The sequence below is a fragment of the Brevundimonas sp. A19_0 genome, from assembly GCF_017744255.1.
Lineage (GTDB): Bacteria > Pseudomonadota > Alphaproteobacteria > Caulobacterales > Caulobacteraceae > Brevundimonas.
Genome location: NZ_JAGHQP010000001.1, coordinates 1 through 24,111, shown reverse-complemented (window position 1 = coordinate 24,111; position 24,111 = coordinate 1). Strand labels below are relative to the sequence as shown.

General features: G+C 67.2%; 27 protein-coding genes and 1 pseudogene. 17 read left to right on the top strand and 11 right to left on the bottom strand.

What is annotated here, in order from left to right; all coding sequences use genetic code 11:
* The first annotated feature begins 1 nt into the window (after position 1).
* The 6 genes from fliG to flhA are packed head-to-tail and all read left to right on the top strand — an operon-like array spanning position 2 to position 6,401.
* Positions 2–1,027 (top strand): flagellar motor switch protein FliG, encoded by a 1,026-nt coding sequence (gene fliG, locus J7346_RS00140; protein WP_209117284.1) that lies wholly within the window; start codon positions 2–4, stop codon positions 1,025–1,027.
* Positions 1,027–1,686 carry a flagellar assembly protein FlbE gene (locus J7346_RS00135; protein WP_245157522.1) on the top strand — a complete coding sequence of 220 codons (660 nt, stop codon included), beginning with the start codon at positions 1,027–1,029 and terminating at the stop codon, positions 1,684–1,686. The genes fliG and J7346_RS00135 overlap by 1 nt, the downstream gene beginning before the upstream one ends.
* Complete coding sequence (fliN, locus tag J7346_RS00130) at positions 1,683–2,015, top strand: flagellar motor switch protein FliN (protein ID WP_209116567.1); 333 nt, start codon at positions 1,683–1,685, stop codon at positions 2,013–2,015. Before J7346_RS00135 ends, fliN begins: the two co-directional genes overlap by 4 nt.
* 36 nt (positions 2,016–2,051) lie before the next feature.
* Positions 2,052–3,425: a sigma-54 dependent transcriptional regulator gene (locus J7346_RS00125; RefSeq protein WP_209116565.1), complete on the top strand. Its 1,374-nt coding sequence runs from the start codon at positions 2,052–2,054 to the stop codon at positions 3,423–3,425.
* 11 nt (positions 3,426–3,436) lie between these two features.
* On the top strand, positions 3,437–4,306 hold the full coding sequence (bla, locus tag J7346_RS00120) for a class A beta-lactamase (RefSeq protein ID WP_209116563.1): 870 nt from the start codon (positions 3,437–3,439) through the stop codon (positions 4,304–4,306).
* A 10-nt stretch (positions 4,307–4,316) separates the two neighbouring features.
* Positions 4,317–6,401, top strand: coding sequence for a flagellar biosynthesis protein FlhA (flhA, locus tag J7346_RS00115; RefSeq protein ID WP_245157553.1), 2,085 nt, complete (start codon positions 4,317–4,319; stop codon positions 6,399–6,401).
* 7 nt (positions 6,402–6,408) lie between these two features.
* Here flhA and J7346_RS00110 read toward each other — a convergent pair whose 3' ends face one another.
* On the bottom strand, positions 6,409–7,116 hold the full coding sequence (locus tag J7346_RS00110) for a hypothetical protein (protein ID WP_209116559.1): 708 nt from the start codon (positions 7,114–7,116) through the stop codon (positions 6,409–6,411).
* A 117-nt stretch (positions 7,117–7,233) separates the two neighbouring features.
* On the opposite strand from J7346_RS00110, the gene J7346_RS00105 reads away from it, so the two are divergent.
* The 5 genes from J7346_RS00105 (at position 7,234) to J7346_RS00085 (ending at position 10,962) form a co-directional block, all read left to right on the top strand.
* Positions 7,234–8,742 (top strand): sensor histidine kinase, encoded by a 1,509-nt coding sequence (locus tag J7346_RS00105; RefSeq protein ID WP_209116557.1) that lies wholly within the window; start codon positions 7,234–7,236, stop codon positions 8,740–8,742.
* A gap of 18 nt (positions 8,743–8,760) precedes the next feature.
* On the top strand, positions 8,761–9,186 hold the full coding sequence (locus J7346_RS00100) for a response regulator (RefSeq protein WP_209116555.1): 426 nt from the start codon (positions 8,761–8,763) through the stop codon (positions 9,184–9,186).
* 14 nt (positions 9,187–9,200) lie between these two features.
* Entirely contained in the window at positions 9,201–10,250 is a 1,050-nt protein-coding gene (locus J7346_RS00095; protein ID WP_209116553.1) for a histidine kinase dimerization/phosphoacceptor domain -containing protein, read from the top strand.
* Between the two features lie 9 nt (positions 10,251–10,259).
* Positions 10,260–10,709, top strand: coding sequence for an NUDIX domain-containing protein (locus J7346_RS00090; protein WP_209116551.1), 450 nt, complete (start codon positions 10,260–10,262; stop codon positions 10,707–10,709).
* Between the two features lie 82 nt (positions 10,710–10,791).
* On the top strand, positions 10,792–10,962 hold the full coding sequence (locus J7346_RS00085) for a CsbD family protein (RefSeq protein WP_209116549.1): 171 nt from the start codon (positions 10,792–10,794) through the stop codon (positions 10,960–10,962).
* A 54-nt stretch (positions 10,963–11,016) separates the two neighbouring features.
* Here J7346_RS00085 and J7346_RS00080 read toward each other — a convergent pair whose 3' ends face one another.
* The 4 genes from J7346_RS00080 to J7346_RS00065 form a co-directional block, all read right to left on the bottom strand.
* Entirely contained in the window at positions 11,017–11,451 is a 435-nt protein-coding gene (locus J7346_RS00080; RefSeq protein WP_209116548.1) for a hypothetical protein, read from the bottom strand.
* A gap of 24 nt (positions 11,452–11,475) precedes the next feature.
* Complete coding sequence (locus J7346_RS00075) at positions 11,476–12,663, bottom strand: VWA domain-containing protein (RefSeq protein WP_209116546.1); 1,188 nt, start codon at positions 12,661–12,663, stop codon at positions 11,476–11,478.
* Between the two features lie 9 nt (positions 12,664–12,672).
* Complete coding sequence (locus tag J7346_RS00070) at positions 12,673–13,344, bottom strand: hypothetical protein (protein WP_209116544.1); 672 nt, start codon at positions 13,342–13,344, stop codon at positions 12,673–12,675.
* A 62-nt stretch (positions 13,345–13,406) separates the two neighbouring features.
* Positions 13,407–13,937, bottom strand: a complete 531-nt coding sequence (locus J7346_RS00065) for a GNAT family N-acetyltransferase (RefSeq protein WP_209116542.1) — start codon at positions 13,935–13,937, stop codon at positions 13,407–13,409.
* Between the two features lie 66 nt (positions 13,938–14,003).
* Between J7346_RS00065 and J7346_RS00060 the strand changes: the two genes are divergently transcribed.
* The 6 genes from J7346_RS00060 (at position 14,004) to dxs (ending at position 19,215) form a co-directional block, all read left to right on the top strand.
* Positions 14,004–14,924 (top strand): histone deacetylase family protein, encoded by a 921-nt coding sequence (locus J7346_RS00060; RefSeq protein WP_209116540.1) that lies wholly within the window; start codon positions 14,004–14,006, stop codon positions 14,922–14,924.
* Between the two features lie 46 nt (positions 14,925–14,970).
* Entirely contained in the window at positions 14,971–15,624 is a 654-nt protein-coding gene (locus tag J7346_RS00055; protein ID WP_209116538.1) for a histidine phosphatase family protein, read from the top strand.
* Positions 15,625–15,673: 49 nt separating this feature from the next.
* Positions 15,674–15,925, top strand: a complete 252-nt coding sequence (locus J7346_RS00050; RefSeq protein ID WP_209116536.1) for an exodeoxyribonuclease VII small subunit — start codon at positions 15,674–15,676, stop codon at positions 15,923–15,925.
* On the top strand, positions 15,925–16,278 hold the full coding sequence (locus tag J7346_RS00045; RefSeq protein WP_209116534.1) for a tRNA-binding protein: 354 nt from the start codon (positions 15,925–15,927) through the stop codon (positions 16,276–16,278). Before J7346_RS00050 ends, J7346_RS00045 begins: the two co-directional genes overlap by 1 nt.
* 32 nt (positions 16,279–16,310) lie before the next feature.
* On the top strand, positions 16,311–17,186 hold the full coding sequence (locus J7346_RS00040; protein ID WP_209117282.1) for a polyprenyl synthetase family protein: 876 nt from the start codon (positions 16,311–16,313) through the stop codon (positions 17,184–17,186).
* Positions 17,187–17,304: 118 nt separating this feature from the next.
* Positions 17,305–19,215, top strand: a complete 1,911-nt coding sequence (gene dxs, locus J7346_RS00035; RefSeq protein ID WP_209116532.1) for a 1-deoxy-D-xylulose-5-phosphate synthase — start codon at positions 17,305–17,307, stop codon at positions 19,213–19,215.
* 836 nt (positions 19,216–20,051) lie between these two features.
* Here the strand turns inward: dxs and J7346_RS00030 are convergent.
* The 6 genes and pseudogenes from J7346_RS00030 to J7346_RS00005 all read right to left on the bottom strand — a co-directional run.
* Complete coding sequence (locus J7346_RS00030) at positions 20,052–20,237, bottom strand: DUF3008 family protein (RefSeq protein ID WP_209116530.1); 186 nt, start codon at positions 20,235–20,237, stop codon at positions 20,052–20,054.
* A 61-nt stretch (positions 20,238–20,298) separates the two neighbouring features.
* Entirely contained in the window at positions 20,299–20,487 is a 189-nt protein-coding gene (locus J7346_RS00025) for a hypothetical protein (RefSeq protein WP_209116528.1), read from the bottom strand.
* The gene (locus J7346_RS00020) at positions 20,484–22,004 is read right to left on the bottom strand and encodes a hypothetical protein (RefSeq protein ID WP_209116526.1); all 1,521 of its coding nucleotides are present in this window, start codon (positions 22,002–22,004) and stop codon (positions 20,484–20,486) included. Before J7346_RS00020 ends, J7346_RS00025 begins: the two co-directional genes overlap by 4 nt.
* Before the next feature lie 18 nt (positions 22,005–22,022).
* A complete protein-coding gene (locus J7346_RS00015) occupies positions 22,023–22,280 on the bottom strand; it encodes a hypothetical protein (RefSeq protein ID WP_209116524.1) in 258 nt (85 codons plus the stop codon).
* 50 nt (positions 22,281–22,330) lie between these two features.
* Positions 22,331–23,494, bottom strand: a complete 1,164-nt coding sequence (locus tag J7346_RS00010) for an isovaleryl-CoA dehydrogenase (protein WP_209116523.1) — start codon at positions 23,492–23,494, stop codon at positions 22,331–22,333.
* Between the two features lie 54 nt (positions 23,495–23,548).
* Positions 23,549–24,111: pseudogene (locus J7346_RS00005) on the bottom strand (hypothetical protein); the annotation flags it as partial.

The following is a 24,111-nucleotide window of genomic DNA, read 5'->3' as shown; positions in this document are numbered from 1 at the left end:
GATGGTCGCCCGCAAGCCGTCGGTCGACGACGCCCGCAAGCTGACCGGGCCGGAAAAGGCCGCCGTGGTGCTGCTGTCGCTGGGCGAAGACCACACCCGCCTGTGGGAAGGTCTGGACGACGACGAGATCAAGGAAATCTCGCAGGCGATGGCCTCGCTGGGCACGGTCAGCTCGACCGTCGTCGAGGAGCTGCTGCTGGAGTTCGTGTCGGGCATGACCGGCTCTGGCGCCGTCATGGGCAGCTTCGAGCAGACCCAGAAACTGCTGTCCTCCTTCATGCCGCCCGATCGGGTCGAAGGCCTGATGGAGGAAATCCGCGGTCCGGCCGGCCGGACCATGTGGGACAAGCTGGGCAATGTGAACGAAGCGGTCCTCGCCAACTATCTGAAGAACGAATACCCCCAGACGGTCGCGGTGGTCCTGTCGAAGATCAAGCCGGACCACGCCTCGCGCGTTCTCACGGCCCTGCCCGAGGACTTCGCCATGGAGTGCGTCCAGCGCATGCTGCGCATGGAGCCGGTCCAGCGTGAAATCCTCGACAAGATCGAACAGACCCTGCGGACCGAATTCATGTCGAACCTGGCGCGCACCTCCAAGCGCGACAGCCACGAGATGATGGCCGACATTTTCAACAGCTTCGACCGCCAGACCGAGGCGCGCTTCATCGGCGCGCTGGAGGAACGCAACCGCGAGGCTGCCGAGCGCATCCGCGCCCTGATGTTCGTGTTCGAGGACCTCGCCAAGCTGGACCCCGGCGGCATCCAGACCCTGCTGCGCGCGGTCGAAAAGGACCAGCTGGCCCTCGCGCTGAAAGGGGCGTCCGAGTCCCTGCGCGAACTGTTCTTCGGCAACATGTCCGAGCGCGCCTCCAAGATCATGCGCGAGGACATGGAGTCGATGGGGCCGGTGCGCCTCAAGGACGTCGATGCCGCCCAGATGGCCATGGTCCAGGTCGCCAAGGATCTGGCCGCCAAGGGCGAGATAATGCTGGTCGGCCAGGGCGGCGATGACGAGTTGATCTACTGATGACCGTAGCCCCCATCCCCGCCCAGCCCTTCTCCTTCGACACCGAGTTCGACGCGACCGGCAATGTCGTGCGCGCCTCGGCCTGGCAGCCGGTCAAGCGGGCCTATTCACCGGCCGAAGTCGAGGCCCTGGTGGCCGATGCTCGCAGCGAGGGCCGGGCCCAGGCCCTGGCCGAACTGGACAGCCGTCGGGCGCAGGCCATCGCCGACCTGAGCGCCGCGCTGGCCGCCAGCCTGCCGCGCCTCGGAGGGGTGATCGAGACCTATCGCGAGCAGACGGCCGAACTGGCGCTGGCGACCGGCCGGGCGCTGGCCTCGACCGCGCTGGAGCGCATGCCCCACGCGGCCTTGCAGGCAGCGCTGGAGGAACTGGGCCGCGAGATCGACGCCTCGCCGCGACTGGTCGTCGCCATGGCCGGTCTGGATGAGGCGGCCCGCAGCGAGATCGAAGCGCTGTGCGCCAGCACGGGCTATGCCGGTGCCGTCCGCTTCCGCGACGAACCGGGTCTGGCGACCGCCGCCTTTGAACTCGAATGGGCCGATGGCCGGGCCGCCTTTGATGCGGCCGAAGCCTATGCCCGGCTGGAAGCCGCCGTTGCGCGGGCGCTGGCCGCCGACCGAACCGAACCCTCAGCCTCGTCCGAAGGGATGAACTCATGACCGTCGACAATCTGCCGCTCGAGGAATTCGATCACGGGGTCCAGCCCGTCTCGGCCGATGACAGCGTGGACAAGTCCGCCAGCGACCTGGCGCCCGTTTTCGATGTGCCGGTGAACATCTCGGCCGTGCTGGGCAAGTCCCAGATGTCGGTGGCCCAGCTGCTGAAGCTGACCAGCGGCTCGGTGCTGGAGCTGGACCGCAAGGTCGGCGAGGCGATCGACATCTTCGTCAACAATCGACTGGTGGCGCGCGGCGAGGTGGTGGTCGTCGAGGACCGGCTGGGCGTGACCATGACGGAAATCATCAAGACCGAGGACGCGGGCGCCTGATCGGCGACCGACAGTGAGATTTAGAGGAGAAGACCCATGCGGCTTCTGGTAGTTGGCAGACTGAGCGGGCAGCTGGCCTCGGCCGTGAAAATGGCCATGGCGCACGGCGCCAAGGTGCATCACGTCGAGCGGGGCGATCAGGCCACCGAACAGCTCCGGCGAGGGCAGGGCGCGGATTTGCTGATGGTCGATTACCGCGTCGATATCGCGGCCCTGATCGCAGCCAATGAGGCCGAGCGCATCCATGTGCCGGTGGTCGCCTGTGGCGTCGACGCCGGGCCGGACGATGCCGCCGCCACCATCCGCGCGGGGGCCAAGGAGTTCATCCCCCTGCCGCCGGAAGCCGATCTGATCGCGGCCGTCCTGTCGGCCGTGGCCGATGACGAGCGTCCCCTGATCTCGGCCGATCCGTCGATGAAGGCGGTGATCAGTCTGGCCGATCAGGTTGCGCGCTCGGAGGCCTCGATCCTGATCACCGGGGAAAGCGGCGTCGGCAAGGAAGTCATGGCGCGCTACCTGCATCAGAACTCGCGCCGGGCCGAAAAACCGTTCATCAGCGTCAACTGCGCCGCCATTCCCGACAATCTGCTGGAATCCGAGCTGTTCGGCCACGAGAAGGGCGCCTTCACCGGCGCCGTGGCCCGCCGCGTCGGCAAGTTCGAGGAGGCCGATGGCGGCACCCTGCTGCTGGACGAAATCAGCGAGATGGATGTCCGCCTGCAGGCCAAGCTGCTGCGCGCGCTCCAAGAACGGGTCATCGACCGCGTGGGCGGCACCACGCCGGTCAAGGTCGATATCCGCATCATCGCCACCTCCAACCGCGATCTGGCGCGGTCGGTGTCGGAAGGCACCTTCCGGGAAGACCTGCTCTATCGCCTGAACGTCGTGAACCTGCGCCTGCCCAGCCTGCGGGAGCGTCCGGCGGATATTCCGGCGCTGGCGGACTTCTTTGTGCGGAAATATGCGACGGCCAATGGCGTGCCCGGCCGCCCGCTGTCGGCTGATGCGCGCCGTGCCCTGATGGCGCACCGCTGGAACGGCAACGTCCGGGAACTGGAAAACGCCATGCACCGCGCGGTGCTGCTGGCCCAGGGACCGGAGATCGACGTCGACGCCATCCGCCTGCCGGACGGTCAGCCCCTGACTGGGGCCGTGCAGGACACCGGCCCCGCCGGTCGCGCGGCCCAGACCGCCGATGCCGTGACCCGGGCCTATGTCGGCCAGACGGTGGCCCAGATGGAAAAGACGCTGATCCTCGACACCCTGGGGCACTGCCTGGGCAACCGCACCCATGCGGCCAACATCCTCGGCATTTCCATCCGCACCCTGCGCAACAAGCTGAACGAATACGCCGACGAGGGCACGCCGATCCCGGCGCCCCAGTCCGGCATTGCCGCCGCCGTCGGCTAGGGAGCGAGAGCGTGGATCGCAGAAGCGTTCTGACGGGCTTGGGCCTGCTCACCCTGACCGGCTGCACCGGGGCCGGGACCTCGCCGCAAGGTGGGGGCACGGGAATCGACCTGAGCGATCTGGAAGCCCGTCAGGGCGGTCGGCTGGGTATTCAGGTCGCGGGCGCCGATACCGTCGGCTGGCGCACGTCCGAGCGCTTCACCTATTGCTCCACCTTCAAGCTGTTTCTGGCGGCTGCCGTCTTGCAACAGGCTGACCGGGGCGAGATGCCGCTGTATCGGGAGATCCCGATCACCGAGGCCGACATGGTCTTCCACGCGCCGGTGACCGGCGATGCGGTGGGCAGGACGCTGTCGGTTGAAGCGCTGTGCAAGGCCACGGTCGAACTGAGCGACAACCCGGCGGCCAATATCCTGATCCGCGAAATGGGCGGTCTGGATGCCTGGCGGGCCTGGTATCGCGGGATCGGCGATACGGTCACGCGTGTGGACCGGCTGGAACCGGCCCTGAACGGCGTGGGCGATGAGCTCGACACGACGACGCCCGAGCAAACCGCCGCCAACCTCGGCCGGGTGCTGTCCCCCGATGCGACCCTGCTGACGCCGCCGTCTCGCGAGCGGCTGATGAGCTGGCTGATCGAAACCCCCACAGGACCGAACCGGCTGAAGGCCGCCGCCCCGCTCGGCTGGACCGTTGCGCACAAGACCGGCACCAGCAACGCCGGCCCGGTCAATGACATCGGCCTGATGCTGCCGCCGCGCGACCAGCCTGTATATGTCGTGGCCTACTATCAGGGGCCGGAGACGGATGACTTCGCCGAGGGCGAGGTCATTCTGGCCGAGGCTGTCCATCGCGTTCTGATGGCGGCCGGACATGACTGATACCCCCGTCATGATGAAGGACGGCATGGCCCGGCCTTCGGGCAAGGACATGCTGGGCTGGATCGCGCGCGGCGAGGTCGGCATGGCCGTCGGCGTGATCGGCGTCATCCTGCTGCTGATCCTGCCGATCCCGTCCTTCCTGATGGACATGCTGCTGGCGATCTCGCTGATCTCCAGCGTGCTGATCCTGATGACGGCGCTGATGATGAAGAAGCCGCTGGACTTCGCCATCTTTCCGACCGTGCTGCTGGTCTCGACCCTTTATCGTCTGGGCCTGAACCTGGCCTCGACCCGGCTGGTGCTGACCAGCGGTCACGAGGGGGGCGATGCAGCCGGCAAGGTGATCGAGTCGTTCGGCGCCCTGATGATGGGCGGCAGCTTCATCATCGGGATCATCGTCTTTGCGATCATTCTGGTGGTGAACTTCGTTGTCATCACCAAGGGCTCTACCCGGATCGCCGAAGTCTCGGCCCGCTTCACCCTCGACTCGATGCCCGGCAAGCAGATGGCCATCGACGCCGACCTGTCGGCGGGCCTGATCGACGAGGCGCAGGCGAAGATCCGCCGCAAGGAGCTGGAGCAGGAATCCACCTTCTTCGGCGCCATGGACGGTGCCTCGAAATTCGTGCGCGGCGATGCCGTGGCCGGCCTGATCATCGTCTTCATCAACATCATCGGCGGCATCCTGATCGGGACGCTGCAGCACGGCATGCCGATCGGCGAGGCCGCAACGGCCTATGTGCAGCTGACCATCGGCGACGGCCTTGTCACCCAGGTGCCGGCCATCATTATCTCGATCGCCGCAGGCTTTCTGGTGTCGAAGGCCGGCGTTGAGGGCTCGGCCGACAAGGCGCTCGTCAGCCAGCTGGCCACCAACCCTGTCAGCCTCGGCATGGTGGCCGGGGCCTCGGCCCTGATCGGCCTGATCCCGGGCATGCCGCTGCTGCCCTTCTTCGCCCTGGCGGCGGGCGCGGGCTTCATGGCCTGGCGGCTGGGCCGGGCCCGGCTGAAGCCCGAACCGGTCGAGGCGGCCGAATCCACCAAGCCCCGCGAGGATGTCGAGGAGCCCATCCAGACCGCCCTCAACATCGACGAGGTCAAGATCGAACTGGGCTATTCGCTGCTGGCCCTGATCAATGATCTCGAGGGGCGCCGTCTGACGGACCAGGTCCGGGCGCTGCGCCGCTCGCTGGCGCAGGAGTACGGCTTCGTCATGCCGTCGGTGCGCATCCTCGACAACATGCGGCTCGGTACCCAGGGCTATGCCATCCGCATCAAGGAGATGGAGGCCGGGACCGGCGAGGTGCGCCTCGGGCAACTGCTGGCCATGGATCCGGCAGGCCGTCAGGTCGAGCTGCCCGGCGAGCACACCAAGGAGCCGGCCTTTGGCCTGCCCGCGACCTGGATCGACGAGTCCCTGCGCGAGGAGGCGACCTTCCGCGGCTATACGGTGGTGGACCCGTCGACCGTGCTGACCACCCACCTGACCGAAATCCTCAAGGAGAACATGGCCGAGCTGTTGTCCTATGCCGAGGTGCAGAAGCTGCTGAACGGTCTGGAGGGCGAGGAGAAGAAGCTGGTCGAGGACCTGATCCCCGGCTCGGTCACCGTCACCACCCTGCAGCGGGTGCTGCAGTCGCTCCTGAAGGAGAAGGTCTCGATCCGCGACCTGCCCGCCATCCTGGAAGGTCTGGCCGAGGCGGCACCTCACACCAGCTCGGTGACGATCCTGGTGGAGCATGTGCGCTCGCGGCTGGCCCGCCAGCTGTGCTGGCAGCACAAGGGCGAGGATGGCGCCCTGCCGATCGTCACCCTGTCGCCCGAATGGGAGCAGGCCTTTGCCGAAAGTCTGGTGGGGCAGGGCGAGGACAAGCAGTTGGCCATGGCGCCCTCACGCCTGCAGGACTTTATCCGCGCGACGCGCGACGTGTTCGAGCGCGCGGCCATGGCGGGCGAGACCGCCGTCCTGCTGACGGGCCCGCAGGTGCGCCCCTATGTGCGCTCGATCATCGAGCGCTTCCGGGGCCAGACGGTCGTGATGAGCCAGAACGAGATCCACCCCCGCGCCCGCCTGCGCACGCTGGGCCAGGTCTGACGACGGATCAGTTGACCTCGGTCCAGCCTTCGGACGAGGCCTGCCGGGCGGCTTCATTGGTCGGGCGGGCGATCAGGCCGGACTGGGTGATCCAGACCTCATACTCGGCCCCGTCGGCCATCAGCATATAGGCACCGCCCCCATACAGGGTGTCGACGGCATCGACATAGCGGCGGTACTTGCGCGCCATGTCCCAGGCATTGATCCGCCAGGACAGGGCATCGGGCTGGTCGCCGCCGCTCAGGGCGTGGACGCTGCGAATGCCCTCGCGCTCCTGCTGGATCGACTGGTAGCGACCCGACAGGCGGTCCAGCCGGTACTGGGTGTCCAGACCCAGGATATTGGCCCACGGCTTCCAGCGCAGGACCTGCGCCTCGATGCGCCATTCGTCTCCATGCAGTGGATAGGTCGCCGATACAGGCTCGCCGGTCTCGCTCGCAGCCGGCTGGGTCACGGTCGTCTCGAAATACTGGGGTCCCAGTTGCTTGACCCGGATCGTGGCGACCGGGCGCTCATAGGTCAGGCGGGCATAGGTCTGGACGTTCATCCCCAGCAGGGCCGCGATCACGGCTGCGGCCGCCAGACCGCCACCCCCGATGGCGCCCAGCCCGCCAGACAGGAACCGGCCCCGGAAGAAGGCGCCCAGACCGCTGAACAGGAAGATCACGCCCGCCACACCGACGATTGCCGGGATTATCCACCACCACCAGACCATGTCTTCCCCCTGAATCCGCGCGTTAGAACAATGGTAACCGTAAATCCTCGGTACGTGGAAGGTTTCACCGGAGACGCGACTGGACTTGCACCGGCCACCGGTTAAACGTGCGCGCCGATGGAATGGAACATTCGCGAAAATCTGGTCACCTTCAGCCGGTTCCTGCGGACCGGCGGGCTGGGACGGTCCTTGCTGGGCCTGCTGTCGCTGGCCTTTGTGCTGCTGCTGATCGTGAACCTGGCGACCTTCTTCATGATCGGTCGCACCACCGAATTCCATGAAACGGTTGACCGCAGCCACCGGGTGCAGACCGCTGCGCGGGACCTGCTGATCCGGCTGGTCGACGCCGAGACCGGCCAGCGCGGCTATCTGCTGACGGGAAGTCAGGAATTCCTGACCATCCACGACGAGGCCATCCGCGACCTTCCCGGCCTGATGCAGGCGCTGGACGACCTGACCGCACAGGATGCCGAGGTGCGCGACCGGGTGGATCGCCTGCGCGAGATGGCGCGTGAGCGTATCGGCATTATGGAAGCCACCATCTCCCTCGGTCGTGCACAGAGGTCCGGGGATGCCATCGGCATCGTCCGCGAGGGACGCGGCAAGGAACTGATGGACCAGATGCGGGCCGAAATCGCCGCCATCGATCAGATCGAGGAAGAACGCTGGGCCTCGCAGCGACAGCAGTCGGAGTGGTCCGCCGGGGCAACGGTCGGCATCAATGCGCTGGCCGGCATACTGATCCTGATGCTGGCCGGCATCGTCGCCTGGATGGTGATGCGCTATCTGCGCCAGATGCAGTCGGCGCAGATGGAGCTGGATCGCATCAATGCCAATCTGGAGAATGAGGTCCGGGACCGCACGGGCGACCTGATCCGGGCCAACGAGGAAATCCAGCGCTTCGCCTATATCGTCAGCCACGACCTGCGCGCGCCGCTGGTCAATGTGATGGGCTACACCTCGGAACTCGAGACAGCGGGCCAGATCATCGATCGCCAGATGTCCAGGGTGGAAACCGAGGCTCCGGACCTGATGGAGAACGACGCCCTGCTGGCCGTGCGCGAGGATGTACCCGAGGCGATCGGCTTCATCCGTGCCTCGACCGAGAAGATGGACCGGCTGATCAACGCCATCCTCAAACTGTCACGCGAGGGCCGGCGGGTGCTGACCGCCGAACCGATCGACATGACGAAGATGGTCCAGAAGATCGCCGACGCCGTGAACCACCAGACGGAAAGCGTGGGCGCCGAGGTCGAGGTCACGGACCTTCCGGGCCTGACAGGAGACCGTCTGTCGCTGGAGCAGGTGTTCGGCAATCTGATCGACAATGCGGTCAAATATCTGTCGCCCGACCGCCCTGGCCATATCCGTGTCGAGGGCGTGGACCTTGCCGACGGTATGGTGGAGTACCGGATCATCGACAACGGCAGGGGCATTTCGGACCGCGACCACGAGCGGATTTTCGAACTGTTCCGGCGGGCCGGCAAACAGGACCAGCCCGGCGAAGGCCTGGGCCTGGCCTTCGTCAAGAACAGCGTCCGCCGCATGGGCGGGGACATCACCGTGGAGTCGAAGCTCGGTGAAGGCTCGACATTTCTCCTGAAATTTCCGAAACGGCTGAGCTAGTCGAGAAGGGACCCGGATATGCCGCACTCTGTGAAGATCGTGATGATCGAGGACGATCACGGCCATGCGCGCCTGATCGAGAAGAACATTCGCCGGGCCAACATCTCGAACGAGATCGAGCATTTCGCCGACGGCTCTTCAGCGCTCGAGCATCTGTTCAGCGAAAAGGTACTGAACAACGGCCCGCTGCTGATCCTGCTGGACCTGAACCTGCCCGACATGTCCGGCACGGACATCCTCGAGAAGATCAAGTCGGACGAGCGCCTGCGCCGGGCTCCGGTGGTCATTCTGACGACCACCGACGACAAGGTGGAAATCCAGCGGTGCTATGATCTGGGCTGTAACGTCTACATCACCAAGCCGGTGGAGTATGAGTCCTTCTCCGACGCCATCCGGCAACTGGGCCTGTTCCTTTCCGTGATCCAGGCGCCCGAGATCAGCTGAGAGCCGATATCCGATTGCAGCCCCTGACCGCCCCCCTGCACCTGCTCTACATTGATGACGACCGGGGTCTCTCGCGTCTGGTCGAGAAGGAGCTCGGCCGGCAGGGCTTTGTGGTGACCTGCGCGGCCGATGGCGAGGCGGGCCTCGAGATCCTGCGGAGCGGCAAGACCTTCGACGTCTGCGCGCTCGACCACTACATGCCCGAACGCGACGGGCTGGACGTCCTGCCTGACATCCTGGCCCTGCAGGACCCGCCCCCCGTCGTCTATGTGACCGGGGCCCAGGAGGGCCGCATCGCCGTGGCCGCCCTGCGGGCAGGGGCGGCGGACTACGTCATCAAGGACGTGTCCGAAGACTTCACCGCCCTGCTGCGCTCGGCCATCGAGGACGCGCATCACCGCCGCCGCCTGCAGCGCGAGAACGAGATCGCCCAGGACGAGGTCCGCATCGCGCGAGATCGGGCCGAGGCCATGCTCCGCGAGGTCAATCACCGCGTGGGCAATTCGCTGCAACTGGTGTCCAGCTTCATCTCGCTCCAGATGCGCCAGCTGAAGGACGGCGACGCGCGCGACGCCCTGCGCGAGGCCCAGGCCCGGATCGAGGCGGTCGCCCATGTCCACCGCCGGCTCTATACCTCGGGCGACATGGCCCAGGTGGCGATGCACGAATATCTGCAAAGCCTGATCGAGGAGCTGGGCGTTTCGCTGGGCCGCGAGGACAATGCCCCCAACCTCAAGCTGGACGCCGATCCGATGAATGTCGGCACCGACCAGGCGGTCTCTCTGGGCGTGATCGTGACCGAGCTGGTCACCAATGCGGTCAAGTACGCCTATGAGCCCGGGCAGGGCGGCGAAATCCGCATTCATCTGAAGGGCGACGGCGAAGGGCGCGCCCTGCTGACGGTCGAGGACGACGGACCGGGGCTGGGCGACCAGACCAAGGGTCCCAAGGGAACGGGACTGGGCTCCAAGATCGTTGCGGCCATGGCCGGAGGGCTGCGCTCGGCCGTCCAGTTCGATGACAAGCACAAGGGCGTACGCGCCCAGCTGGCCTTCGACCTCTAGGCTTGACGCATGCTGCAGTTCGGAACGGCCCGCCCGGATCACGTCTATGCCCCGCGTCCGACCGCGTTCGGCCTTCTGGTGCACGAGGGGCGGCTGGCCTGTGTGCGGATTGATCGGGGCGAGAACAGCTATCTCGACCTGCCTGGTGGCGCCCGGGATGGGCAGGAGACCGAGGCCGAGGCGGTCGTCCGCGAATACCGGGAGGAGACAGGTCTGCGGGTCGCCGCCGGGGAGCGCCTGACCGAGGCGGCCCAGTTCGTCGACAAGAGCGACGGTCGGACCGTCAACAACACCGGCGGGTTCTGGACGCTGAGCCTGCTGGACCCCGTGCCGTCCGGCAAGGTCGAGGATGACCATGAACTGGTCTGGATGGACCCGGTCGAAGCGCTGACCGGGCTGAGGCACGACGCCCACGCGTGGGCGTTCGCTGTATGGCTGCGCACTCGCACGACCACGTGATCCCGGGAACGGATCGGGCAGCCACCGGTTGAGTCTGCATACGGGCGGACAACGGGTCTGCCCTTCCTCCCAGGAGACGACAATGAACAAGGATCAAGTCGAAGGCCGCGCCAAGGAAGCCATGGGCAACGTCAAGGACGCCGCGGGCGACGCGACCGACAACCGCAAACTTCAGGCTGAAGGCAAGGCCGACCAGGTCGAAGGCAAGGTCCAGAAGACCGCCGGCGACGTGAAGGAAGACATCAAGCACTGATCGCCTGATCTCTTGCTGATCAAAGGGGCCGCTGTCGCAGGACAGCGGCCTTTTTCAGTCGCGGCCCGACAGGTTGACCCGGAGGCCGCCGTCGGTGTCGCGACCGGTCGGCTGCTCACACACTTCTTCCCACACGACGCCGCCGTCCGGGCGGGCCCGGGGACGGGTTTCGCAGCGGCCGCGGTCGGCAAGCTGCGGCGTGCTCGGCCCGCGCACCTCGCGCGGCTGGTCGCACTGGACGGCATAGCCGGCGTCGGCCTGGGCCCGGGCGCAGTTTTCCAGCTCGCTGGTGGGACGCAGGGCGGCCGGCAGGCTATCGCCGAGTTCGGCGGCGAGCTGGCGGCGCACGGAAAGCTGACAGGTCTCGAGCGGCGTGTCGCCCCGCACCTGCGGATGGCACCGGGCGCGCTCCCAGGCGTAGGGATCGTCCTTCGCCCACTGGGGCAGGGGATCCTGAAGGATCAGGCTGAGAACAAGGGCACTGAGCATGGCAGCCTCCGAGAGTTCGCCTCCCTAGCGCGCCAAGGATCGCATGGCCCGCTCCAGTCCGTCCAGTGTGAGGGGGAACATCTGCTCCTCCATCACCTCCCGGATAAGGCCCACCGAAGGCGTATATGACCAGTAGCGCTCGGGTACCGGGTTCAGCCAGGCGGACTTTGGCCATTGCTGGCGCAGGCGTTTGAGCCAGACGGCGCCCGCCTCCTCGTTCCAGTGCTCGACCGAACCGCCGGGCATGGTGACTTCATAGGGGCTCATCGTGGCATCCCCCACGACCACCGCACGCCAGTCGCCCGGATAGCGGTTCAGCACTTCCCAGGTCGGGGTGCGGGCCTCGTGCCGGCGGCGGTTGTCCTTCCAGACCCCTTCGTAGAGGCAGTTGTGGAAGTAGAAGAACTCCAGATGCCGGAACTCGGATTTCGCGGCCGAGAACAGCTCCTCGCAGAGCTTGACGTGGCCATCCATGGACCCGCCGATATCGAGGAACAGCAGCACCTTGATCGTGTTTCGCCGCTCGGGCCGCATCTGGATGTCCAGCCAGCCCTGACGCGCGGTGCCGTCGATGGTGGCGTCCATGTCCAGCTCGTCCGGCGTGCCCTGACGGGCGAAGCGGCGGAGGCGGCGCAGGGCCACCTTGATGTTGCGGGTGCCCAGCTCGACCGAGTCGTCCAGATTTCGGTATTCGCGCTTTTCCCAGACCTTGACCGCCCGGCCGTGGCGTGACTGGCCGCCGATGCGGATGCCCTCGGGATTGTAGCCGCCATTGCCGAACGGGCTCGTGCCGCCGGTGCCGATCCATTTGTTGCCGCCCTGGTGACGGTCGTGCTGCTCCTCGAGCCGCTTGCGGAGCGTCTCCATCAACTTGTCGAAGCCGCCGAGGGCCTCGATCTGGGCCTTCTCCTCGTCGGTCAGGTATTTCTCGTTCAGAAGGCGCAGCCAGTCCTCGGGCACGGAATGGACGCCGGGCTCGTCGCCCGGTCCGAGCGTCTCCAGCCCCCTGAACACCGAGCCGAACACCTGATCGAACCGGTCATAGTGTTTCTCGTCCTTTATCAGGACAGCGCGCGACAGATGGTAGAAGTCCTCCACACGCGTGTCGTTGCTCAGCACCTGCCGGTCCATGGCCTCCATCAGGAACAGCCATTCCTTGAGCGAGACCGGAACCCGGGCATCCCTGAGGGCGGTGAAGAAGGGGAGGAGCATCCGGCCTGTCTATTCTTCAGAGTCCAGCGCGCCCATCCCGATGATGAGAGTCATTCCAGCCATAAGACTGACGACAGTCGCGTCCTCCGCCGGGCCCGTGGCCCGCACCTTGTAGCTCCATCCATCACGGTGGGACACAAGCGCCATCGTCAGCATCGGCCCGGCGACGGATTCGTAGACATAGGCCGCCGCCAGCGGGGATTCCATTCCCTCGACCGATACGACGCTGAGGTCGCCCTCGTAGGGCTTGGCCCCCTGGAACCGCTGCTCGATCGCATAGGCCGCTGAAGCGAGGACTTCTTCGGCCGGGATCTCATCGACATAGCGGGTGGCATAGACCGTAAGGTCCAGACCCAGAGTCTCGTCGCGGCTCAGGCAACCCACGTCATCGCCGGGCGCAGCGCCCCCCTGGGCCGGAAAGATGACCACCCGAGAGCCATCCAGTCCGCTGAACATGCACACCAGTCCGCTGCGCGAGTGCCGGACTGTCGGTACGCCGTTGTCGGTGATGTTCGTGAAGTAGGAGCTGACCTCATCGCCCTTGATCAGCATGTCGGCGATCTGGCGGGCTTCTGCGATCTCCTCGGGGGTCGCCGGTGGCGGACCTTCCTGCGCGACGACAGGGGTCGACAGGGCGAGTATCAATCCGCAGGCGAACAGACCGGACAAACGACGCAGCATGGCAGGGCTCCCGTGTGTGGATCGTCAGATGACCACGCGAACGGCCGCGCGTCCATTCAGGATCAGGCGGGCTTTCGCAGGATGAACTCGTCATCCATCCAGCTCCCGACGGCGAACTGGTAGTCGCCGGCCTTTTCGAAGCCGTAGGCCGCGTACAGCTTCTGAGCCTTCAGATTGCCGCTCCAGACGCCGATCCACTGGGCGCCGGTGCCGTGCTCGGTCATCCAGTCCATGGCCACCCTGAGCAGACGGGTGCCGAGGCCGAGGCCCTGGGCCTCCTTGAGGATGTACAGACGCTTCAGTTCGGTCTCGCCCGGGCGGGCGTCCGAATGGGGCAGGGCGTTCGGGCCTGTATTGGCAAAGCCCAGGAGCTTTCCGTCCCGCTCGCCCACCCACCAGCCCATGGCCGGATCGGACAGGCGGGCGCGGGTGGCCTCGAGGCTGAACACCTGTTCCATGAAGACCGCCAGATCGTCTTCGGGATAGGGGATGCCGAAGCCGTCCATGAAGGTCTCGACGAAGGTGCGGGCCCCGGCTTCGGACAGGGCCGGGGCGTCGTCCATGCGGGCGGGGCGGATCAGGATCTCGGTCATGGCGCGCGCTTATCACGCCGTCGCGACGGAGGCGACAAGCGCCCCGGCGAGCCCTAGTCTGGGGTCATGAGTCTGCCGATCTTTACCCATTCTGCCATGTCGGGCCACCAGCCGGGCGTCGGCCATCCCGAGCGGCCGGAGCGTCTGGCGGCGGTGCTGGCGGCGCTGGACGACGCCGGACTGGCGCGTGACCGCCGGGAAGCCAGTGAGGCCTCGGTCGTTGACCTCGAACGCCTGCATCCGGCCGACTATGTGGCCAACATCCTGAAGGCCTCGCCAGAGAGCGGGCGGGTGTCGCTGGATGCCGATACCCACCTTTCGCCCGGCAGTGTGCGGGCCGCGCGTCTGGCGGCCGGTGCCGTGATCGACGCGACCCGGGCGGTGATGGCGGGCCAGATGACCCGGGCCTTCTGCGCGATCCGGCCACCCGGCCACCATGCGGAGCCGAACCAGTCGATGGGTTTCTGCCTGTTCTCGAACGTGGCCGTCGCGGCGCGGGTCGCACAGGCCGAGGGCGCCGGGCGCGTGGCGGTGGTGGATTTCGATGTGCATCACGGTAATGGCACCCAGGCGGCGTTCGAGGCCGACCCGACCCTGTTTCTGGCTTCCATCCACCAGATGCCCCTGTACCCCGGCACCGGTGCACGGTCCGAGACCGGGGTCGGCAATATCGTGAATGCCCCGGTCGAGCCCCATGCCGCGCGGGAAGCCTGGCGGCGGAGCTTTTCCGAAGGGCTGATGCCGGCGCTTGAGGCCTTCGCGCCGGACCTGATCCTGATCTCGGCCGGGTTCGATGCGCATCGCCGCGATCCGCTGGCGCACCAGAGCCTGGAGGCCGAGGATTTCGCCTGGGCCACACGGGCGGTGGCGGAGGTTGCGCGCCGGGTCTGTTCAGGCAAGCTTGTCTCTTCGCTGGAGGGCGGCTACGACCTTGCCGGCCTGGGGCAATCTGCCGTGGCGCACGTTCAGGCCCTTGGGGAGGATTGAGGGACACGCCGACCGACAGCCGACTGTCGCAAGCCACCCCGATGCCATGCTCGACCCCGACCGCCTGAACGATCTTGCTGCCGACAGCACGCGCAAGGAGGCCGAATCGGCCGTGCGTCGTCCCGGCACGACGGGCGACATCGTGCTTGCCCGCCACGGCGAACCGGCCCTGTCGCGCAAATGCCTGATCACGGCCCGCCAGTACCGCGACTGGTGGGGCAAGTATGAGCTGGGCGGTCTGCTGGAAGGCCAGACGCCGCCGGCCGAACTGCTTCTGACGGCGGAGGGGGCGGCGCTCATCCTGTCGTCCACCCGCCAGCGCGCCATCGAGACGGCCGCCGCCATTTCCGGGGATCGCGAAGTGATCAGCGATGCCCTGTTCATCGAAGCCCCCCTGCCGCCGCCGCCCTTTCCCGACTGGTTCAAGCTGTCGCCCCGCTGGTGGGGGGTGGTGTCGCGCTTCTGGTGGCACGCCTTTGACCACCATCAGGGGCAGGAGACCCGCCGCGAGGCCGAGGCCCGGGCCGATCGCGCCGCCCGCCTGCTGATCGAAAAGGCGGCCATGGGGGGCGATGTGCTGGTGCTGGCGCACGGCTACTTCAACCACATGGTCGGCCGGCGGCTGAAGGCCAATGGCTGGCGCCTCGCCCAGAACCAGGGCTTCAAATACTGGTCGCAGCGGCGCTACGTGAAGCGCTGAGAGCCCGGGCGGCTTGCCTGTCCCGGCCTTGCCTGTCAGAACCGCTGCCATGACCGCCGACGCCCCCAAGACCGATCCGGACCTGTCCTTCGAAGACGCGCTGGCGCGGCTGGAAGGCATCGTCTCGCGGCTGGAATCCGGACAGGCCCCGCTCGAGGAATCGATCAGCCTGTACGAGGAGGGCGCTCGCCTGAAGGCCCTGTGCGAGGAGCGGCTGAAGGCTGCCCAGCTGCGGGTCGAGCAGATCGTGGTCGGCCCTGACGGCAAGGCCGCCCGCGCCGAGCCCGCCGGGTTCGAGTGATGTCCGGACCCGCGGCCGACCGGATCACCTTCGACGATTTCCTGAAGGTGGATGTGCGGGTCGGCGAGATCGTCACCGCCGAGCCCTTTCCCGAGGCGCGCAAGCCGGCCTTCAAGCTGATGATCGACTTCGGCCCCGACATCGGGGTCCGGAAGTCCTCGGCCCAGATTACCCGCCATTACACCCCCGAACAGCTGGTCGGTCGCAAGGTGGCGGCGGTCGTCAACTTTCCGCCGCGCCAGATCGGGCCGCTGATGTCCGAGGTGCTGACCCTCGGCTTTCCGGATGCCGACGGCGAGGTCGTGCTGGTCGGGGTGGACCGCGAGGTTCCGGTCGGCGGGCGGCTGTTTTGATCCCGCTGGCCGCCAATTCCCCGGAGCAGGCGGTGATCGACCGGATCGCCGAGGTCGCCGACCTGATCACGGTGGCGCTTGATGAACTGCTGCCCCGCGCGGACGGCCCGGAGTCCCGCCTGACCGAGGCCATGCGCTATGCGGCGCTGGGGCCCGGCAAGCGGTTGCGGCCCTTCTTTGCGCTGGAGGCCGGGCGGCTGTTCGACCTGGACGAAGGGGCGGTGCTGCGCGCGGCCTGTGCGCTGGAGTGCGTGCACGCCTATTCGCTGATCCACGACGACCTGCCCTGCATGGACGACGACGACATGCGGCGGGGCCGTCCGACCCTGCACCGGGCCTATGACGAGGCGACGGCGGTGCTGGCGGGAGATGCGCTGCAGACGGCGGCCTTCGACATCCTGCTGGACCCGGATACGCACGACGATCCGGCCATCCGCTGCGAGCTGGCTCGGCGGCTGTCCTATGCCTCGGGGGCGCGAGGGATGGCGGGCGGTCAGATGATCGACCTGATGGGGGTGCGCGACGACCTGGGCGGGGTGGCGCGTATGCAGCGGCTGAAGACCGGAGCCCTGATCACCCATGCCTTCGAGATTCCGCTGATCATCGGCGAGATCCGGGACGAGCGACGCACGGCCCTGATCGCCTTCGCCCACGACCTGGGGCTGGCCTATCAGATCGTCGACGATGTGCTGGACGCCGAGGGCGACGAGGCCCTGCTGGGCAAGGCGGCCGGGGGCAAGGACGCCCGGCTGGGCAAGACCAATTTCGTCACCCTGCTGGGGCTGGAGGCCGCGCGCGAGCGCGTCAGCCTGTTGCGCGATCAGGCGCGGGCGCATCTGGAGGTCTTCGGCGAGGCCGCCGAAATTCTGTCGGCCAGCGTGGATGTCGTGCTGAAACGGCGGTCCTGAACGGATCCTCTGCGGCAATCAGCCATTGCTCAGGAATCCCTCACTGGTGTTCCGGGGGCCCATCAATCATGTAGAGAGACTGCAGGACGACCTCCGCGTCCGGGACCGAGCCGACTGAATGCCTGATACGCCCCTTCTCGATACCGTCACCCTGCCTGCGGACACCCGTGGGCTGAGCACGCCGCAGCTGCGCCAGCTGGCCGATGAGCTGCGCGCCGAGGTGATCGATGCCGTATCGGTGACGGGCGGGCACCTGGGCTCGGCGCTGGGCGTGGTCGAGCTGACGGTGGCGCTGCACCATGTGTTCGAGACCCCCCGGGACATTCTGATCTGGGACGTCGGGCACCAGTGCTATCCGCACAAGATCCTGACCGGACGGCGCGACCGCATCCGCACCCTGCGTCAGGGCGGCGGCCTGTCGGGCTTCACCAAACGGTCGGAGAGTGAGTACGACCCGTTCGGCGCCGCCCACGCCTCGACCTCGATCTCGGCCGGGCTGGGCTTTGCGGCAGCCCGCGACCAGAAGGGCGAGACCAACAAGGTGGTGGCCGTGATCGGCGACGGCTCGATGTCGGCGGGCATGGCGTATGAGGCCATGAACAATGCCGCCGAGACCACCAAGCAGCTGGTCGTGGTGCTGAACGACAACGACATGTCGATCGCCCCGCCGGTGGGCGGCATGAGCGCCTATCTGGCCAAGCAGGTCTCGGGCGGCACCTATCGCAACCTGCGCCGCTTCGGAAAGTCGGTCGCCCAGCACTTCCCCCGCCCGTTCCGCGATGCGGCGCGCAAGGCCGAGGAATATGCCCGGGGCATGGTGGTCGGCGGGACCTTCTTCGAGGAACTGGGCTTCTATTACGTCGGGCCGATCGACGGCCATGACATGGACGCCCTCATTCCGGTGCTGAAGAATGCCGCGGCGGTCGATGACCGGCCGGTGCTGGTTCATGTGGTGACCCAGAAGGGCAAGGGCTATGCCCCGGCCGAAAGCAGCGCCGACAAGTACCATGGGGTGGCCAAGTTCGACGTGATCTCGGGCAAGCAGGCCAAGCCGGTCTCGAACGCGCCCAGCTATACCAAGGTGTTCGGCACGGAGTTGATCAAGCGGGCCGAACGCGATCCATCGATCGTGGCCGTGACGGCGGCCATGCCGTCGGGCACCGGGCTGGACCTGTTCGGACAGGCCTTCCCCGAGCGGACGTTCGACGTGGGCATTGCCGAACAGCACGCGGTGACCTTCTGCGCCGGTCTGGCGGCCGACGGGATGAAGCCGGTCTGCGCCATCTATTCGACCTTCCTGCAGCGCGGCTATGACCAGGTGGTCCACGATGTGGCCATCCAGTCGCTGCCGGTGCGCTTTGCCATGGACCGGGCGGGGCTGGTCGGAGCCGACGGCTCGACCCACGCCGGCAGTTTCGACATCGGCTATATGGGTGCCCTGCCGGGCATGGTGCTGATGGCGGCAGCGGACGAGGCCGAATTGGCGGCCATGATCGCCACCAGCCTCGAGATCGACGACCGGCCCAGCGCCTTCCGCTATCCACGCGGAGATGGGGTGGGGGTCGAGATCCCCGAACTGGCCGCGCCGCTCGAGATCGGCAAGGGCCGGATCGTGCGCGAGGGCACGACGGTGGCGATCCTGAGCCTCGGGACGCGCCTGCAGGAATCGCTGAAGGCCGCCGAGTCCCTGGCCGCCAGGGGCGTGTCGACCACGGTCGCCGATGCCCGGTTCGCCAAGCCGCTGGACGAGGACCTGATCCTGCGTCTGGCCCGCGAGCACGAGGTGCTGATCACGGTCGAGGAGGGTGCGATCGGCGGCTTCGGCGGCTTTGTGCTGCAGATGCTGGCCGAAAAGGGCGCGCTGGATGCGGGGCTGAAGGTGCGCACCCTGCACCTGCCCGACCGCTTCCAGGACCACGACAAGCCCGAGGTCCAGTATGCCGAGGCCGGCCTCAATGCCGACCAGATCGCCGCCACCGCCCTGGTCGCCCTGGGCGTCGAGGGCCGGGCGGGGGCCGTGCGGGCGTAGGGCAGCCTCTCCTCCCTGACGAAGTCGGGGAGGTGGCGCGGCGCTCGCGCCGTGGCGGAGGGGCTCTTCAGGCGGGCACGAGGCAAGAACCCCTCCACCCTCCTTCGCCCTTCGGGCTTCGGACGGTCCCCCTCCCCATCGACGATGGGGAGGAGACGTGAATGTTCGCCTCTCGCCCGCAGGGCAGAGGTGGAGGGCAGGCGGAGCGCCGGGCCCTCGCCCGGAGACATTGAATAAATACCGTTTCGACGAAGGCTGACGCTCCGCGCGGTGGTTTTCCGGAAGCTTGCGTCGGGTGGCCGTATTCGGGCCTTACCGCAGCGCCCCCGGCGGGCGGGCTGAACCTGCATTCAGTCCCGGAACGGCCGAGTATCCCCCTCGACCCTTGCCTCGATCACGCACCCGGAGGCGGAGATCGAGGGTGCATGAAGGTGGGCCTAACGCTCGGCTCGCGGAGCCTCGCTGCTTGAGGCCCGAAAGCTGTGCGACGGTTTCCTCCAACCCCGCTCCATCGCTCCCGCCGCTCACAAGGTCGCAGGCCTTACGAGCCCTCCGCGCGACGGGACGGGAGGACGTTGGCACAGGCCTGAGGTGAGGTGGGGAAGTCGGGTCGGGAAATGGGAGGGGCTTTGAAAGGGCGAGGGAATTTTCGCGTTCCCATCGCAACAGCCGTCTCCTCCCTAACGAAGTTGGGGAGGTGGCGCGGCGGCGAAGCCGACGTGACGGAGGGGTTCTGGACGGCGTGCGCGGTGAAGAACCCCTCCACCCTGCTTCGCCAAGGCTACGCAGGGTCCCCCTCCCCATCAGGGATGGGGAGGAGACGGCCCGCCCGCCCCTCAGTCGCCCTTGTGTTCGGGTTTGCCCTTGCGGGGGGTGCTGGCCATCTCCTCCAGCTCCTTTTCGGTCATGGACTCGACCATGGACTTCGACGCGCCCTTGAGCTCCGACTTCGGCGTGTCGCCGCGCTTGGCCGACAGGGCGGCGCCGGCGGCCTTTTGCTGGGCTTTGGACTTGGCGGGCATGGGGGCCTCCTTTCCTTCCGCGAGGAAACGGGACCGGCACAGGCGCGGTTCCGGGGCCGGCTCAGCCGAGGGCGGTGATGGAGGCCGCCAGGTTCTCGCGGGCCTGATCCTCAAACGTGGCCTGGCCCCAGTCGCTGAAGTAGAGCGAGGGGCGCTCAAGGAACCGCTGCAGGATGCCGCGCCGGGCCTCGCGGTAGAGCGGCTCCGGCATGGCGCTGCCGAAGGTCGGCGAGGAGGGGGCGGGGATCATCGGACGCGGACGGTGATTGTGGTGTCGTTCACCTCAACGATGGCACCGGCGGCAAGGCGCAGGGTGAGACCTTCCATGTCGACCTCGACTGCAGCCTCGAGCCGGCCGGGCCTGAGACCTTCCAGGCCGGACAGGCTCGGCAACAGGATGCTGACGCGCTGGATACTTGGTCCCGATCCCTCAGGGGGCGGCATCTCAATGAGGATTGAACGCCGTTCCACGCGCAGGCTTGAAGATCCTGCATTTATCGAGAGCCACTCGGCGTCCGGGAGGGCCAAGGTGTCGCGGGAAAGAGGCGTCATGGCGGGCGCATTGAAATAGAGCTCACCGGGCTCCGGGTCGTCGAGATAGACCTCCAGTTCGATGACGAGGCGGGCTGGAGCCCGCGCCAGAAAACTCGATGCATCCAGACCCGCTGACCGGGCCAGATCGACTGCAGGGGCGATGGCGGCTCGGATGTCCCGTGCATCGTACGATGCCCGGACATCGGCTGCCGACACCGGGTCCGCCAGACCAATGGCCTGCTCAAGCGCCAGATCCAGAGGCGTGCCGCCCTCTATCGCTGTTCGCCAATCCGGGACTTCCAGATCGTCCAGAAGCCAAGCGAGGGCCGCGCCCGTGGCATACAATCTCCAGCGGAAGACATTGGCCGCGTAGTCGCCGGGTCGAAAGAGCAGGTCGCGCCGAAGCATCGAGACAAGGTCGTCGCGGAGCTGTTCGTCTGATCGCCCCGTGAACAACGCACTGGCCTGTCGTCCCGCGTACTCTGCCGTGCCCTCGGTCCATTCGCGATGTCTCTCGGTCGAGACGACCAAGGCGTCCATGCCCCGCTCCCGCTCACGCCGGAGCGCGAGATAGGCGCGGGCAAGCTCGCGTCGTGTCGCGGCGTCATCTTCGACCAGTATGTCGGCGAGCAGGCGAAGCTCCAGTTCCACGCCGAAGGTGAAGGCTTCCAGGTCCCCGATCAGGGACAGGTCGACATATTCGCTGCCGGACTCGCTCTGCCAGCGGAAGCGGTCCTCCTGAAAGTCGTGGAATTGTTCGTGAAACAGGGTGCTGACGTCGTCGTCGCGGCCGCTCAAAGTCAGCAGGACGGTATCTGGAGCACCGGTCGGAAAGTCGGTCGCAAAGGTGGACGTGACCCCGGCGAGGGGGCCCGGGCGAAAGGAGGGTCCTTGCGGAGATGCAGCCCCGCCAAAGACGGCCCCGGTGTCCGGCGCGTAGAGAATGTAGGGCTGGTCCGGGGGCCAGTACCCGGGCCAGACGCGCGACAGCTGATCGGCGTAGGCCTCAAGCCTTTCCGCCATCCCTACCAGCTCGGCCCGGTCCTGCCCGTGCGCCGCTGGCGCGCCCAGCACGAGTATCGCCGAGATAGCAAGCCCGATCGGCCACGTCGAAAGCGCCCCGGCACTGCCCTGCCGATCAGGAAGCAGCGAACTGTGTTCGGTCCAACGCTGATGTTGTAGCGGCGCCGCGTGGCGCCTCCGGAGATCGGCGAGGAGGGGGGCGGGGATCATTGCGCCGGCTCGAACTGCCTACAGCGGGTCGGCTTCAGGCGTGTCGACCGCCAAGCCGATAATCAGGGGGACGCTGCCAACTTCTGCCCAGCCCGCTTCATCGAAATGGAGATGCGAGCCCTCAACGCCGTCGCGGGCCAGCGCCACGATTTCCTGAGCATATTGGACGAGCGCGGTGCGAGATGCAGTGATCTCGGCCTCGCCTCTCTCATGAGTCTTCACATTGAAGCGATAATCCATCTCATGAGCCACTGACCACGCCGCCAGATCACGCAAGATCGACTCCAGCGAAGGCGGATCGGGGGCTGTTTGGTCTGGCACGATCCCTAGCCCCCCAGCAACTCGCGCCCGATCAGGAATCGCCTGATCTCGTTGGTGCCGGCGCCGATGTCGTAGAGTTTGGCGTCGCGGACGAGGCGTTCGACGGGCCATTCCTTGGTATAGCCTGCGCCGCCGAGAGCCTGGACGGCCTCGAGGCTGACCTTCACGGCGTTTTCCGAGGCCAGCAGGATGGCGCCGGCGGCGTCATAGCGGGTGGTCAGGCCCTGGTCGCAGGCGCGGGCGACGGCATAGACATAGGCGCGGGCGCTGTTCAGGGCGACGTACATGTCGGCGACCTTGGCCTGCATCAGCTGGAAGCTGCCGATCGGCTTGCCGAACTGTTTCCGCTCGCGGACGTAGGGCAGGACGACGTCGAGGGCGGCCTGCATGATGCCCAGCGGGCCGGCGGCCAGCACGGCGCGCTCATAGTCGAGGCCGCTCATCAGGACGGCCGCGCCACGGCCTTCGCCGCCCATGATGTTCTCGACCGGGACCTCGCAGTCCTCGAACACCAGTTCGGCGGTGTCGGAGCCACGCATGCCCATCTTGTCCAGCTTCTTCGAGACCGAGAAGCCTTTCATGCCCTTTTCGATCAGGAAGGCGGTGACGCCGCCGTTGCCGTCGCCGGTGCGGGCATAGACCACCAGGGTCTCGGCGTGCGGGGCGTTGGTGATCCAGAATTTGGTGCCGTTCAGGACGTAGCGGTCGCCCTTTTTCTCGGCGCGGGTCTTCATCGACATGACGTCGGAGCCGGAGCCGGCCTCGGACATGGCCAGCGAGCCGACGTGTTCGCCCGAGATCAGCTTGGGCAGGTATCTGGCCTTCTGCTCCGGGGTGCCCCAGCGGCGGATCTGGTTGACGCAGAGGTTGGAGTGGGCGCCGTAAGAGAGGCCGATCGAGGCCGAGGCGCGCGAGACCTCTTCCATGGCCACGCAGTGTTCCAGATAGCCGAGGCCGAGGCCGCCGAACTCTTCCTCGACGGTGATGCCGTGCAGGCCCAGCTCGCCCATTTCGGGCCAGAGGTCGCGGGCGAATTCGTTCTTTTCGTCGATCTCGGCGGCGCGGGGGGCCAGCCGGTCGGTGGCCCAGCGGGCGGTGGTGTCGCGGATGGCGTCAGCGGTCTCGCCGAGGCCGAATTCCATGGATTGGGGGGCGTTGGGAATGCTCATGCCGAGCGGGTTAGCACCGATCCCGCGGTCCGGTAAGACCCCGGCGCCCGAGCGTCAGGCTTCGCCTTCTTCGGCCGCTGTCCCGTCGTCGCCCGAGCGTCCACGCCCGAAACGCAGATAGAGATTGAGCGCCGAGACACCGACGCAGGCCGCGCCGATCACGGCCAGCACCCAGGCGATCAGGGTGGTCTCGCCCATCGGGGACGGCTGGTCGACGGCCAGACGGAAGGCGGCGGCCGAGGCCGTGCAGGCCGCCAGGCCCACGCCGCCCATGATCAGGAAGGCCCCCGTTTCGCGCCAGTCGAAGCGGCGGGCCGGCTCTTCCGGCATTTCGTGGACCAGCACACCGGTCTGGCCGCCGTCGTCGATGAACAGGGGCGACTGGTCCAGCTGGAAGCCGCCGCGGTCAGCCTCGGTCCAGACCGGACGGAGCGGCGGGGGCTCCTCGACCGGGGACGGCGGGGTCAGCTCCAGCGCGGGCGCGGCCGGCGGGAAGGTGGCCGATTCGCCGAAGGCCGGCAGGGTGACGGGGCTGTCCTCGACCTGCGGGTCGGGCTGGGCCTCGGGCTCGGGCTCGGGCGCCGGTTGGGACTCTTCGACCGGCTCAGGCTCAGGCT

Excerpts from the sequence above, each read along its gene's own strand:
- J7346_RS00045 (WP_209116534.1), top strand. The coding sequence starts at position 15,925 with ATGTCCGGACCCGCGGCCGACCGGATCACCTTCGACGATTTCCTGAAG.
- J7346_RS00125 (WP_209116565.1), top strand. The coding sequence starts at position 2,052 with ATGCGGCTTCTGGTAGTTGGCAGACTGAGCGGGCAGCTGGCCTCGGCC.
- J7346_RS00065 (WP_209116542.1), bottom strand. The coding sequence starts at position 13,937 with ATGACCGAGATCCTGATCCGCCCCGCCCGCATGGACGACGCCCCGGCC.
- flhA (WP_245157553.1), top strand. The coding sequence starts at position 4,317 with ATGATGAAGGACGGCATGGCCCGGCCTTCGGGCAAGGACATGCTGGGC.
- J7346_RS00080 (WP_209116548.1), bottom strand. The coding sequence starts at position 11,451 with ATGCTCAGTGCCCTTGTTCTCAGCCTGATCCTTCAGGATCCCCTGCCC.
- J7346_RS00025 (WP_209116528.1), bottom strand. The coding sequence starts at position 20,487 with ATGATCCCCGCCCCCTCCTCGCCGACCTTCGGCAGCGCCATGCCGGAG.
- J7346_RS00105 (WP_209116557.1), top strand. The coding sequence starts at position 7,234 with ATGGAATGGAACATTCGCGAAAATCTGGTCACCTTCAGCCGGTTCCTG.
- J7346_RS00100 (WP_209116555.1), top strand. The coding sequence starts at position 8,761 with ATGCCGCACTCTGTGAAGATCGTGATGATCGAGGACGATCACGGCCAT.
- dxs (WP_209116532.1), top strand. The coding sequence starts at position 17,305 with ATGCCTGATACGCCCCTTCTCGATACCGTCACCCTGCCTGCGGACACC.
- J7346_RS00050 (WP_209116536.1), top strand. The coding sequence starts at position 15,674 with ATGACCGCCGACGCCCCCAAGACCGATCCGGACCTGTCCTTCGAAGAC.
- J7346_RS00135 (WP_245157522.1), top strand. The coding sequence starts at position 1,027 with ATGACCGTAGCCCCCATCCCCGCCCAGCCCTTCTCCTTCGACACCGAG.
- J7346_RS00070 (WP_209116544.1), bottom strand. The coding sequence starts at position 13,344 with ATGCTGCGTCGTTTGTCCGGTCTGTTCGCCTGCGGATTGATACTCGCC.
- J7346_RS00075 (WP_209116546.1), bottom strand. The coding sequence starts at position 12,663 with ATGCTCCTCCCCTTCTTCACCGCCCTCAGGGATGCCCGGGTTCCGGTC.
- fliG (WP_209117284.1), top strand. The coding sequence starts at position 2 with ATGGTCGCCCGCAAGCCGTCGGTCGACGACGCCCGCAAGCTGACCGGG.
- J7346_RS00110 (WP_209116559.1), bottom strand. The coding sequence starts at position 7,116 with ATGGTCTGGTGGTGGTGGATAATCCCGGCAATCGTCGGTGTGGCGGGC.
- J7346_RS00010 (WP_209116523.1), bottom strand. The coding sequence starts at position 23,494 with ATGAGCATTCCCAACGCCCCCCAATCCATGGAATTCGGCCTCGGCGAG.
- J7346_RS00030 (WP_209116530.1), bottom strand. The coding sequence starts at position 20,237 with ATGCCCGCCAAGTCCAAAGCCCAGCAAAAGGCCGCCGGCGCCGCCCTG.
- J7346_RS00055 (WP_209116538.1), top strand. The coding sequence starts at position 14,971 with ATGCTCGACCCCGACCGCCTGAACGATCTTGCTGCCGACAGCACGCGC.
- J7346_RS00020 (WP_209116526.1), bottom strand. The coding sequence starts at position 22,004 with ATGATCCCCGCCCCCCTCCTCGCCGATCTCCGGAGGCGCCACGCGGCG.
- J7346_RS00085 (WP_209116549.1), top strand. The coding sequence starts at position 10,792 with ATGAACAAGGATCAAGTCGAAGGCCGCGCCAAGGAAGCCATGGGCAAC.
- J7346_RS00060 (WP_209116540.1), top strand. The coding sequence starts at position 14,004 with ATGAGTCTGCCGATCTTTACCCATTCTGCCATGTCGGGCCACCAGCCG.
- fliN (WP_209116567.1), top strand. The coding sequence starts at position 1,683 with ATGACCGTCGACAATCTGCCGCTCGAGGAATTCGATCACGGGGTCCAG.
- J7346_RS00090 (WP_209116551.1), top strand. The coding sequence starts at position 10,260 with ATGCTGCAGTTCGGAACGGCCCGCCCGGATCACGTCTATGCCCCGCGT.